Genomic DNA, 10,987 nt, shown 5'->3' with positions numbered 1-10,987 from the left:
GACGAGGGATGACGCCATGTTCTACGTGCAACGCGACGCCGAGGGCCAGTTGCTGCGGGTAGAAGCTGCACCTTATGCCGAACACACGGAGATCCTCCCAGCAGATCATGCCGAGATTCAGGAGTGGTTTGCTGACGATGTCGTCGAAAATAGCCTCAAGCAGCTGAAACAGAGCGACTTGGACATGATTCGGGTGCTTGAGGACTTGATCGAGGTGCTCACTGCCAAAGGTGTCTTCAGCATCACCGACCTGCCGCCTGGCGCCCAAGCCAAGCTGCTCAGTCGCTCCACCGCGCGAAAGGCGCTCGGCAGCTTGAACAACCTGATCGAGGAAGAGGAGGAGGGCGGGCTGATTTAATCCTCCACGCTTGTCTGCTTGGCCGGCAGACAACTGCCCTCTCATATCGTTATTCATTAAAGGTATTTAAATTATTTTTTTAATTACTTTATAGTCACTCCACTGCGTACCCGTCGACCAATCGATGCGCCGCACGACTTGAACCCACACGGGTAAACCCCCGTGCGTTTCTGATCGTTGCGCGTCATTGAAGTCGCGCACTGCGTGGGAGTGAAAAATGTCCGCCGCCTCGAACGCCTTGCCGTCCAACCACAGCGCTCAGCCGCAAACCTTTGAAATCCGCCCGTTCTCGGGTGCCGTTGGCGCCGAGATCATCGGCCTGGACCTGGCTAAACCGGTCAACGCCGAGGACTTCAGCCTCATTCATCGCGCCCACCTCGACCACCACGTACTGGTGCTGCGCGACCAGCGCATCAGCCCTGAACAGCAGATCGCTTTCAGCCGCCGCTTCGGCCAACTGCAGATCCATGTGCTGAAGCAGTTTCTGCTCACAGGCCACCCCGAGATACTGATCGTCTCCAACATCATCGAGAACGGCCAAAACATCGGCCTGGGCGATGCCGGCAAGTTCTGGCATTCAGACCTCTCATACAAAGCGCTCCCCAGCCTGGGGTCCATGCTGCATGCCCAAGAGTTGCCCAGCGAAGGTGGCGACACCCTGTTCGCCGACATGCACAAAGCCTGGGACGCGGTACCTCAAGCACTGCGCAAGCAGGTCGAGGGCCGCAGCGCCGCTCACTCCTACACCGCCCGTTATGCCGAGACCAAGTTCGAAGGCAACTGGCGCCCGACCCTTAGCGCCGAGCAGCTTGCACAGGTGCAGGAAGTGATCCATCCGGTGGTGCGTACCCACCCGGAAAACGGCCGCAAGGCCCTGTTCGTCAGCGAAGGGTTCACTACCCGGATCATCGGCCTGCCGGATGATGAAAGCCGCGATGTGCTGCAGCAGCTTTATGCCCTGAGCGTGCTCGAACACAACATCTATCGCCACCAGTGGCAACCACACGACCTGGTGTTCTGGGACAACCGCTCGCTGATCCACCTTGCCACAGGCTGCCCGGCCCACCTGCGGCGCAAGCTTTTCCGCACCACCATCCAGGGCGATGCCCCGTTCTGACGACTGAGGAAACCATCATGCGCAAATCCATCAGCCGCCTGGCGGCAAGTATCAGCCTGGGCGCAAGCCTGGTCGTGGGCGGCCTTGCGGCCCCCACCCTGGCCCATGCCGAAGGCAAGATCCGCATCGCCGAGCAGTTCGGCATCGTCTATCTGCTGCTCAATGTGGTGCGTGACCAACAACTGATTGAAAAGCACGGTAAGGAGCAGGGCATCGACATCGACGTCGACTGGGCCCAGCTATCTGGGGGCGCTGCGATCAACGACGCGCTGTTGTCCGGCTCGGTGGACATCGCCGGTGCCGGCGTTGGGCCATTGCTGACCGTATGGGACCGCACCAAAGGCCGGCAGAACGTCAAGGCAGTGGCCTCGCTGGGCAATTTCCCGTACTACCTGGTCAGCAGCAACCCGAACGTGAAGACCATCGCCGACATTTCCGATAAGGACCGCATTGCCGTGCCGGCCGTGGGCGTGTCGGTACAATCACGCTTGCTGCAGTACGCCGCTGCCCAGCAGTGGGGCGACACGCAATACAACCGCCTCGACAAGTACACCCTGGCCGTACCGCACCCAGATGCCACCGCCGCATTGCTCGCTGGCGGCACCGAGCTGAACGGGCACTTCTCCAACCCGCCGTTCCAGGACCAGGTTTTGGCCAACAAGGACGTGCACGTGGTGCTCAACAGCTATGACCTGCTCGGCCCCAACTCGCCGACCTTGCTGTTTGCCACCGAGAAATTCCGCAACGACAACCCCAAGACTTACAAGGCGTTCGTCGATGCCCTGGCCGAGGCTGCGGACTTTGCCCAGAAGGACAAGGCGGCGGCTGCCGATACCTATATCCGCGTTACCAAGGCCAAGATTGACCGCGATGTGCTGATCAAGCTGATCGACAACCCCCAGTACGAGTTCACGGTAACCCCGAAGAACACCTACAAGCTGGCCGAGTTTCTCTACCGGGTAGGCGCCATCAAGCACAAGCCAGAGTCGTGGAAGGACTATTTCTTCCAGGATGAACGCCCACTGCAGGGGAGCTGATCGACCATGACCGCCCCATTGCCAGGCCACACGGCCAGCAACCTTAGCCGTGTGGCCACACCGCCCTTGCTCAAGGTGGATAACCTGAGCCTCGAATACCGTACTGCGCAGCGCGTGGTGCGGGCCACCCATCAGGTCAGCTTCGAAGTCGACCGTGCCGACCGCTTTGTCTTGCTGGGCCCCTCGGGGTGTGGCAAGTCCACGTTGCTCAAGGCCGTGGCCGGGTTCATCAGCCCGCAACAAGGGCAGATCCTGCTGCAGGGCCAGCCGGTCAACGGCCCTGGCCCCGATCGCATCGTGGTGTTCCAAGAGTTCGACCAGCTGCCGCCGTGGAAGACGGTGAAGCAGAACGTCATGTTCCCGCTGCTCGTTTCCGGCCAGCTCAAGCGAGCCGAGGCCGAAGAGCGCGCGTTGCATTACCTCGACAAGGTTGGCCTGGCGGCGTTTGCCGACGCTTATCCGCATACCCTGTCGGGCGGCATGAAAGCACGCGTGGCAATTGCCCGTGCACTGGCCACGCAACCGAAGGTCCTGTTGATGGACGAACCGTTCGCTGCGCTCGATGCGCTGACCCGGCGCAAGATGCAGGAAGAGCTGCTGCTGCTGTGGGAGGAAGTGCGCTTCACCCTGTTGTTCGTCACCCATTCCATCGAAGAGGCGCTGGTGGTGGGCAACCGCATTCTGTTGCTGTCACCTCATCCGGGGCGGGTGCGGGCCGAGGTGCACAGCCATCAGTATGATCTCGGCAGCCTCGGCGCCAGTGACTTCCAGGCCAGCGCCCGGCGCATCCATCGGCTGTTGTTCGACGAGGCCGATGCCCCCGGGCCGGCCGAAGAGCTGGGTTTCAACGACATCCGCATCGCCTACTGACAGGAGCTTGAGCCATGACCACTACACCTGTACGACAGGAATACGAGGTGCAGCTCGAGCCGCTGCTCAGTGTGCCTCTGGAACGCAACCTGCCGCTGGCGCAACGCTTGTGGCAGCACGGCTGGTTACGCAAGGCGGTGATCCTGGTGGTGATCGCAGCATTGTGGGAGGCCATTGCCCGCTACCAAGGCAACGACCTGCTGCTGCCGAGCTTCTTGCAGACTACCGCAGCGCTGTGGGACGGCCTGCTCAGCGGTGAGCTGCCGGCCAAAGTCGGCGTGTCGCTGGTGATCCTGCTCAAGGGCTACGTGCTGGGTATCGTGCTGGCGTTCGGCCTTACCAGCCTGGCGGTATCCACCCAGTTGGGCCGTGACTTGCTCGGTACCTTGACCTCAATGTTCAACCCGCTGCCGGCGATTGCCCTGCTGCCTCTGGCTTTGTTGTGGTTCGGCCTGGGCGACAACAGCCTGATCTTCGTGCTGGTGCATTCAGTGCTCTGGGCGCTGGCGCTCAATACCTACGCAGGCTTTCTGGGGGTGTCGGAGACGTTGCGCATGGCGGGGCGCAACTATGGCCTAAAGGGGCTACGGTTGGTGCTGCACATCCTGGTGCCCGCGGCACTGCCGTCGATCCTGTCGGGGCTGAAGATCGGCTGGGCCTTTGCCTGGCGCACGTTGATCGCCGCCGAGCTGGTGTTCGGTGCCGGCAGCGGCAAGGGCGGGCTGGGCTGGTACATCTTCCAGAACCGCAACGAGCTGTATACCGACAAGGTTTTTGCCGGGTTGGCGGTGGTGATCCTGATCGGGCTGCTGGTCGAAGGGCTGGTATTCAATACTCTGGAACGGGCGACCGTGCGGCGCTGGGGGATGCAGCGCTGATCTGCAGTGGCCCCTAATTCTGGTACTGCGCAGCCGCCTTGCTCAGGGTCTGGGCAATCTCACTGCGCAGTTCATCCGGCTGTTCGACCTTCACGGCGTCCCCTTGGCTCAACACCCACCAGCGTAGCGTCCAGCCATCTTCCATCGTCGCCTGCAGCCGATGCCCATGCTCCAGGGCAGTCAGCTGCATGTCTGCACTCAACGGCTGATCGCGCAACTGCCGCGCCACCCTGTCGTTGACCCAGGCTTGCAGCACCAGCCCATCACCTTGCACCGGTTGTAGCGCCTCACCGCGCAAGTAGCCCTGCAGGTCGAAATTCCCGCGCAGCTCCCCCGCGGCGTTGACCGACCAGTGCCAGCCGAACGGAATGCTCTTGTCATTGCGCTCCAGCGGAAAGATCAACGACAGCTCATTGAGGTCGCGTTCAACCGTGCGTTTGCTGACGCTGAAACCCACATCGCGCAGGCGCCACACCAGTTCTGCGCTGGTAATGCCCGGGGAACGGCTGGGTAGCTGGCGCAACAGCGCCCACTGACGGCTGAGGGTGGCGCGGGTGGTGGCGAACGGCAAAAGGTAACGTCCTTGTCTAGGCTTGCCGCATCAGGATGGCGGCATTAGCGGGTCATGGCAATTAGCCACGATCCGATCAGATCAAGCAGCCGCCAATTGGTTGCCTGGCGTCGAATCGTTCGCGACAGGTTTTGACGTGACGTCGCGCAGAATCACGCCTCATCACAGCCGCAGTAAGGCCTGTGGGTCGTTCAATGAGGATGAACATGTCAGCTGTCAGCAATATCCACTCGCTGCTCGCCCGTCTTCTGCCTGAGCAGGTCATTCCCGCGCCGACCCCCGCTGGCAGGCGACAGCGGCTGTTCGCCGGGGTGGGGTTGCCCAGCCAGCGGGCGCTGCTGGTCAACCGCCTGGACGAAGCCGCGGACCTGCAAGCGGTGTATGCCGACCTGCGCCATCAAGCGCTGGCTGGCCATGTGGCGGCGCTCAATGACCTGGGTTGGGTCTGGCTCAATGGCAAGTACTGGCGTGCCGACACCGTGCTGGCCGGGCACCTGCTGCGCATGGCGGCCATGCAAGGCAATGCCGCCGCCTGGTTCAACCTGGGGCAGCAACACTACTTCGGCAAGGGTGTGGAGGTTTCCTACGCCCAGGCCGCAGAGTGTTATCGCCATGCTTTTGACCGTGGCCTGCTGCATGCCGCAGCCGCACTCGGCGATTTGTACGAAGAAGAAGTCTGCGATGCGCAACTGGGCTGGCAGGTCGATCTTGCGCAGGCTTACCAATGGTTTCTTCGTGGTGCCGAACTGGGCGAGGTGCGTTGCCGCTTCGAGGTGGGCTACCGCTTGTTGCATGGCTTGAGTGTGCAGGCCGATATCAAGGCCGGGCTGTATTGGCTGGAGCTGGCGGCGGCGACCGGGGTCATGCAGGCGGCCGAGGAGCTGGCCGTGCATTTCAGCCGTAGCGATGCGGCGCGCTATCTGGATTGGCGGGATCGGGCCGTGCAGATGGGCAGTACGCTGGCATTGGCGATGAAGTTGGAGGACCAGGTACAGCCTCGATGAACAACAATTCATGTACACCCCCCGTCGCCCGCGGTTGACGACAGGGGGAGGGCCAGGCGTATATTGATAGTTAGCAAACTATGAATATCCCTGGTTCTTTACATGACGCTTGATTCACTGCGCCTGCAAGTCAGCACTGGCATGATCGTTTCCGCTCGCCATTGGCGGCGCATCTGCCATACGGCGCTGACCAGTTACGGCATTTCCGAAGCCTGCGCCGCACCTTTGCTGATGATCGTGCGCCTGGGCGATGGAGTGCACCAGGTAGCCGTGGCTCAGGCCGCGGGCCTGGAAAGCCCGTCGCTCGTGCGCCTGCTTGACCAGCTGTGCAAGGCCGGCCTGGTATGCCGTAGCGAGGATCCGCTGGACCGCCGTGCCAAGGCCCTGAGCCTGACGGGCGAGGGCCGGGCTTTGGCCGAAGCCATCGAAGCTGAGCTGGTGCGAGTCCGCCACGAAGTGCTGCAGGGCATCGATGAAGCTGACCTGCATGCCGCCTTGCGCGTGCTTCGTGCCTTCGAGGCGGCAGGCCTTGGAAGCACTGGCGGGGTGGCATGAACGGTTTCTTCAGTTCCCTACCGCCGGCCCGCGATTGGTTCTATGGTGTGCGTACCTTTGCCGCGTCGATGATCGCGTTGTACATCGCACTGCTCATGCAGCTGCCACGCCCGTACTGGGCGATGGCGACGGTCTATATCGTTTCCAGCCCGTTCGTTGGGCCTACCAGCTCCAAGGCCCTGTACCGCGCCCTTGGTACGCTGCTCGGCGCTGGCGGGGCAATCTTCCTGGTACCGCCGCTGGTGCAGTCGCCATTGTTGCTGACCGTCGCGATCGCCCTGTGGACCGGCACATTGCTGTACCTCTCGCTGAACCTGCGCACCGCGAACAACTACATGCTGATGCTGGCAGGCTATACGTTGCCGATGATCGCCCTGGCGGTGGTCGACAACCCGCTGGCAGTGTTCGACGTTGCGTCTTCACGTGCTCAGGAAATCTGCCTGGGGATCGTCTGCGCCGCTGTGGTCGGCGCCATTTTTTGGCCGCGACGCCTGGCGCCTGTCGTGGTCGGCTCGACCGGCACCTGGTTCACCGAGGCGATTCGCTACAGCGATACCTACCTCGCCCGGGATATGGCTGCCGACAAAGTAGGGGGTATGCGCGGTGCCATGGTCACCACCTTCAACTCGCTGGAGTTGATGATTGGCCAGTTGGGCCATGAGGGGGCAGGCCCGCATATGGTAAAGAACGCACGCGAACTGCGTGGGCGGATGATCCACCTGTTGCCGGTCATAGACGCCCTCGACGACGCCCTGGTGGCCCTCGAAGGCCGCGCTCCTGCGCAGTTCGCCCAATTGCAGCCTGTGTTGGCCGCCGCTCGCGAATGGCTCAAGGGCACCGCCGACAGTGCCTCGGTAGCACGCTGGACCGCCTTGCATGAACAGATCGACCGCCTGCAGCCCGGAGCCGCCGCCCTCGACCAGCGTGCTGAGTTGCTGTTGTCCAATGCACTGTATCGCCTGACCGAGTGGGCCGACCTCTGGCAGGACTGCTGCACCTTGCAGCATGCCCTGCGCATGGATGACCCCAAGCCTTGGCGCGCAGTTTACCGCCACTGGCGCCTGGGCCGCCTGACACCCTTCTTCGACCGTGGCTTGATGCTGTATTCGGTAGTTTCCACCGTGCTGGCGATCATTGTCGCCTGCGGCCTGTGGATTGGCCTGGGCTGGAACGACGGCGCCAGTGCGGTGATTCTCGCCGCCGTGTCATGCAGCTTCTTCGCCGCCATGGACGACCCCGCACCGCAGATCTACCGGTTCTTCTTCTGGACCCTGATGTCGGTCATCTTCTCCAGCCTGTACTTGTTCCTGGTGCTGCCCAACCTGCACGATTTCCCGATGCTGGTGCTGGCATTCGCCGTGCCGTTCATATGCGTCGGCACCCTGACGGTGCAGCCCCGCTTCTACCTGGGCACCTTACTGACAATCGTCAACACCTCCACCTTCATCAGCATCCAGGGCGCCTACGACGCTGATTTCTTCACCTTCCTCAACTCCAACCTGGCAGGCCCGGCAGGGCTTCTGTTCGCGTTCATCTGGACCCTGGTGATGCGCCCCTTCGGGGTGGAACTGGCCGCCAAGCGCATGACTCGCTTCGCCTGGCGGGACATCGTCGAGATGACTGCACCGGCGACCCTGGCCGAACGTCGCCAGCTCGGCGTGCAGATGCTCGACCGCCTGATGCAGCACCTGCCGCGCCTGTCGCAGACCGGCCAGGACACTGGCGCAGCCCTGCGCGACCTGCGCGTGGGGCTGAACCTGCTCGACCTGCTGGCCTACCTGCCGCGCGCAGGCACCCAGGCCCGCGAACGCCTGCAAACGGTGATCGAGGAAGTGGGCGGCCACTACCAGGCCTGCCTGCGCGCCGGTCAGCGCCTGCATGCCCCTGCGGCGCTGCTGCGCAACATGGAGCGGGCGCGCCTGGTGCTGAACCTGGATGAGCTGTACGAACGCGGCGATGCCCGCACGCACCTGCTGCATGCCCTGAGTGGCCTGCGCCTGGCATTGCTGCCGGGTGTCGAGGTGATGCTCGAGCCTGCCGAACAACCGCAACTGCCCCCCGGCCTCGACGGAGCGCCCCTGTGATCGGTGAACTGGATATCAGCGGGGTGTTCCTGCCCACGCTGCTGGTGATGATGGTCTGCACTTACGTGCTGTTTCTCGGGGTGCACGCGGTGCTGGTGCGCCTGCACTTCTACCGCCTGGTCTGGCACCGGGCGTTGTTCAACGTTGCTCTGTATGCCGTGCTGCTTGGCGCGGTGGACCATTTTTGCCGAAGCCTGATGCTGCCATGAAAAAACCTTTGCTGACCCTGGGCCGTGTGGTCCTGACCTTGCTGGTAGTGACCTTCGCCGCTGTGCTCGTGTGGCAGATGGTGGTGTACTACATGTTCGCCCCTTGGACCCGCGACGGCCACATCCGCGCCGACGTGATCCAGATCGCCCCGGATGTTTCCGGGTTGATCCAAAAGGTCGAAGTGCATGACAACCAGACCGTCAAACGCGGCGACGTGCTGTTCACCATCGACCAGGACCGCTTCACCTTGGCGCTGCGCCAGGCCAAGGCGACCCTTGGCGAACGCCAGGAAACCCTGGCCCAGGCCTCTCGCGAAGCGCAGCGCAACCGTAAGCTGGGCAACCTGGTGGCAGCCGAGCAACTGGAAGAAAGCCAGTCCCGCGAGGCCCGTGCCCGTTCGGCGGTGAGCGAGGCCCAAGTGGCGGTCGACACCGCCCAGCTCAACCTTGACCGTTCGGTGGTGCGCAGCCCGGTGGACGGCTACCTCAACGACCGCGCGCCACGTAACCACGAATTCGTCACGGCTGGCCGCCCAGTGCTTTCGGTCGTCGACAGTGCTTCGTATCACGTCGATGGCTATTTCGAAGAGACCAAATTGGGCGGCATCCACATTGGCGATGCCGTGGACATCCGTGTGATGGGCGACAACACTCGCCTGCGTGGCCATGTGCAGAGCTTTGCCGCTGGCATCGAAGACCGCGACCGCAGCAGCGGCAGCAACCTGCTGCCCAACGTCAACCCGGCGTTCAGCTGGGTGCGCCTGGCCCAGCGGATCCCAGTACGCATCGCCTTCGATGAAGTGCCGCAAGACTTCCGCATGATCGCCGGGCGTACCGCCACGGTCTCGATCATCGAGGGCCCGCGCCCATGAAACAGCTGATCCTGGCTGGCGTTTGCCTGTCGCTTGGGGCCTGCATGATGGTCGGCCCGGACTATGAAGTGCCCAAGGATGCGGCAGTGCAGCGCAGCGACCTCAGTGGGCCACTGCGCCAGGATGCTGCCAGCGTGGTGTCGGCGCCGGTACCTGAGGACTGGTGGCAGCTGTATCAGGATCAACGCCTCAATGAGCTGGTGCGCCAGGCATTGAGTGCCAACACCGAACTGCGCGTGGCGGCGGCTAACATTGCCAAGGCCCGTGCGCAGGTCGAGGTCGCGCAGTCGCAGGGTGGCTTCAATGGCGGCATCAAGGCCGGCGCCCAGCGCTTGCAGGAGTCTGGCGAGGCTTTCCTGCTGACCGAGAAGGTGCCGGTGGCCAACATCGGCGAGGCGATCATCAGTGCCTCCTACCAGTTTGACCTCTGGGGCACCTTCAAGCGCGGCACCGAAGCCGCCAAAGCCAATGCCGACGCTGTGCAGGCCGCCGCCGATACTGCCCGCATCACGCTGGTGGCCGATGTGGTCAAGGCTTACACCCAAGTGTGTTCGGCCAACGAGGAGTACCACATCGCCCGTGAGTCGCTCGATCTGCAGCAGCAGAGCGTGCAGCTCAACCAGCGCCTGCGTGATGCTGGCCGGGGTGACGAAACCCAGGTCACCCGCTCGCAGACCCAGTTCAAATCGCTGCGCGCAGAGTTGCCGCGCTTCAAGGCTGAGCGGGAAACTGGCTTGTACACGTTGGCTGCGCTGCTGGCCAAGCCTGTGGAGCAACTGCCGGCCGGCACTGCCGATTGTGCCGAGCTGCCACATCTGAACCAGCTGTTGCCGGTCGGTGATGGCGCCGCGCTGCTCAAGCGCCGCCCCGACGTGCGCCAGGCCGAACGCCAGTTGGCGGCGTCTACAGCGAATATCGGCGTGGCCACGGGCGCGCTGTATCCCGACATCAGCATCGGCGCCCAGGTCGGTACCATCGGTATTCTCGAAAACCTGGGGGAACCTGCAACCAACCGGTGGGGCTTCGGCCCGCAGATCAGCTGGAGCATCCCCACCAACGGCACCCGTGCGCGCATTCGCATGGCCGAGGCCTCGACCCAGGCGGCACTGGCGCATTTCGACGGCGTGGTGCTCAACGCCATTCGCGAAACTCAGACCCGCCTGGCCCAGTACAGCGCCTTGCTGGACCGGCGTGATGCGCTGGCCGAGGCGGAAAAATCGGCGAAAGAAGCGGCGGACCAGACGCACCGGTATTACCAGGCGGGGCGTGAGTCATTCCTGGCGGACTTGCAGGCGACACGGACGTATACCGATATGCGTGCGCAGCTGGCTGCGGCCAACAGCCAGGTGGCGATGGGGCAGATCGGGGTGTTCCTGGCGTTGGGCGGTGGGTGGAAGGATACCGCCAAGCCTTGAGGCCCCATCGCCGGCAA

The 10,987-nt window shown here is 63.1% G+C and carries 12 protein-coding genes; 11 read left to right on the top strand and 1 reads right to left on the bottom strand.

Annotation, left to right across the window (positions count from 1 at the left end):
- Nucleotides 1–16: 16 nt before the first annotated feature.
- The 5 genes from ACIPZH_RS22790 (at nt 17) to ACIPZH_RS22770 (ending at nt 4,260) form a co-directional block, all read left to right on the top strand.
- Entirely contained in the window at nt 17–358 is a 342-nt protein-coding gene (locus ACIPZH_RS22790) for a tryptophan synthase subunit beta (protein WP_241805699.1), read from the top strand.
- A gap of 217 nt (nt 359–575) precedes the next feature.
- On the top strand, nt 576–1,475 hold the full coding sequence (locus tag ACIPZH_RS22785; protein ID WP_400637943.1) for a TauD/TfdA dioxygenase family protein: 900 nt from the start codon (nt 576–578) through the stop codon (nt 1,473–1,475).
- Nucleotides 1,476–1,492: 17 nt separating this feature from the next.
- Nucleotides 1,493–2,512 carry an ABC transporter substrate-binding protein gene (locus ACIPZH_RS22780; RefSeq protein WP_400637942.1) on the top strand — a complete coding sequence of 340 codons (1,020 nt, stop codon included), beginning with the start codon at nt 1,493–1,495 and terminating at the stop codon, nt 2,510–2,512.
- A 6-nt stretch (nt 2,513–2,518) separates the two neighbouring features.
- Nucleotides 2,519–3,382, top strand: coding sequence for an ABC transporter ATP-binding protein (locus ACIPZH_RS22775; protein WP_267819608.1), 864 nt, complete (start codon nt 2,519–2,521; stop codon nt 3,380–3,382).
- A 14-nt stretch (nt 3,383–3,396) separates the two neighbouring features.
- Nucleotides 3,397–4,260: an ABC transporter permease gene (locus tag ACIPZH_RS22770; protein ID WP_400637939.1), complete on the top strand. Its 864-nt coding sequence runs from the start codon at nt 3,397–3,399 to the stop codon at nt 4,258–4,260.
- 13 nt (nt 4,261–4,273) lie between these two features.
- Here ACIPZH_RS22770 and ACIPZH_RS22765 read toward each other — a convergent pair whose 3' ends face one another.
- The gene (locus tag ACIPZH_RS22765) at nt 4,274–4,831 is read right to left on the bottom strand and encodes a WYL domain-containing protein (RefSeq protein ID WP_400637937.1); all 558 of its coding nucleotides are present in this window, start codon (nt 4,829–4,831) and stop codon (nt 4,274–4,276) included.
- Nucleotides 4,832–5,037: 206 nt separating this feature from the next.
- Between ACIPZH_RS22765 and ACIPZH_RS22760 the strand changes: the two genes are divergently transcribed.
- The 6 genes from ACIPZH_RS22760 (at nt 5,038) to ACIPZH_RS22735 (ending at nt 10,970) form a co-directional block, all read left to right on the top strand.
- Nucleotides 5,038–5,835 carry a tetratricopeptide repeat protein gene (locus ACIPZH_RS22760; protein WP_267819601.1) on the top strand — a complete coding sequence of 266 codons (798 nt, stop codon included), beginning with the start codon at nt 5,038–5,040 and terminating at the stop codon, nt 5,833–5,835.
- A 102-nt stretch (nt 5,836–5,937) separates the two neighbouring features.
- Nucleotides 5,938–6,390 (top strand): MarR family transcriptional regulator, encoded by a 453-nt coding sequence (locus ACIPZH_RS22755; protein ID WP_349976023.1) that lies wholly within the window; start codon nt 5,938–5,940, stop codon nt 6,388–6,390.
- Complete coding sequence (locus tag ACIPZH_RS22750) at nt 6,387–8,474, top strand: FUSC family protein (RefSeq protein ID WP_400637936.1); 2,088 nt, start codon at nt 6,387–6,389, stop codon at nt 8,472–8,474. Before ACIPZH_RS22755 ends, ACIPZH_RS22750 begins: the two co-directional genes overlap by 4 nt.
- Nucleotides 8,471–8,683 carry a DUF1656 domain-containing protein gene (locus ACIPZH_RS22745; RefSeq protein WP_209862598.1) on the top strand — a complete coding sequence of 71 codons (213 nt, stop codon included), beginning with the start codon at nt 8,471–8,473 and terminating at the stop codon, nt 8,681–8,683. The genes ACIPZH_RS22750 and ACIPZH_RS22745 overlap by 4 nt, the downstream gene beginning before the upstream one ends.
- The gene (locus ACIPZH_RS22740) at nt 8,680–9,555 is read left to right on the top strand and encodes an HlyD family secretion protein (RefSeq protein ID WP_241805469.1); all 876 of its coding nucleotides are present in this window, start codon (nt 8,680–8,682) and stop codon (nt 9,553–9,555) included. Before ACIPZH_RS22745 ends, ACIPZH_RS22740 begins: the two co-directional genes overlap by 4 nt.
- Complete coding sequence (locus ACIPZH_RS22735; RefSeq protein WP_349976021.1) at nt 9,552–10,970, top strand: efflux transporter outer membrane subunit; 1,419 nt, start codon at nt 9,552–9,554, stop codon at nt 10,968–10,970. The genes ACIPZH_RS22740 and ACIPZH_RS22735 overlap by 4 nt, the downstream gene beginning before the upstream one ends.
- Nucleotides 10,971–10,987 lie beyond the last annotated feature (17 nt).

The sequence above is a fragment of the Pseudomonas sp. NPDC089758 genome (assembly GCF_044748705.1).
GTDB classification, from domain to species: Bacteria; Pseudomonadota; Gammaproteobacteria; order Pseudomonadales; family Pseudomonadaceae; genus Aquipseudomonas; species Aquipseudomonas putida_X.
Note: the sequence above shows the minus strand (reverse complement) of the source record. Positions and strands in the feature narration are given on the sequence as shown.

Coding starts and splice junctions, on each gene's coding strand:
- ACIPZH_RS22790 (WP_241805699.1), top strand. CDS start 17: ATGTTCTACGTGCAACGCGACGCCGAGGGCCAGTTGCTGCGGGTAGAA.
- ACIPZH_RS22785 (WP_400637943.1), top strand. CDS start 576: ATGTCCGCCGCCTCGAACGCCTTGCCGTCCAACCACAGCGCTCAGCCG.
- ACIPZH_RS22780 (WP_400637942.1), top strand. CDS start 1,493: ATGCGCAAATCCATCAGCCGCCTGGCGGCAAGTATCAGCCTGGGCGCA.
- ACIPZH_RS22775 (WP_267819608.1), top strand. CDS start 2,519: ATGACCGCCCCATTGCCAGGCCACACGGCCAGCAACCTTAGCCGTGTG.
- ACIPZH_RS22770 (WP_400637939.1), top strand. CDS start 3,397: ATGACCACTACACCTGTACGACAGGAATACGAGGTGCAGCTCGAGCCG.
- ACIPZH_RS22760 (WP_267819601.1), top strand. CDS start 5,038: ATGTCAGCTGTCAGCAATATCCACTCGCTGCTCGCCCGTCTTCTGCCT.
- ACIPZH_RS22755 (WP_349976023.1), top strand. CDS start 5,938: ATGACGCTTGATTCACTGCGCCTGCAAGTCAGCACTGGCATGATCGTT.
- ACIPZH_RS22750 (WP_400637936.1), top strand. CDS start 6,387: ATGAACGGTTTCTTCAGTTCCCTACCGCCGGCCCGCGATTGGTTCTAT.
- ACIPZH_RS22740 (WP_241805469.1), top strand. CDS start 8,680: ATGAAAAAACCTTTGCTGACCCTGGGCCGTGTGGTCCTGACCTTGCTG.
- ACIPZH_RS22735 (WP_349976021.1), top strand. CDS start 9,552: ATGAAACAGCTGATCCTGGCTGGCGTTTGCCTGTCGCTTGGGGCCTGC.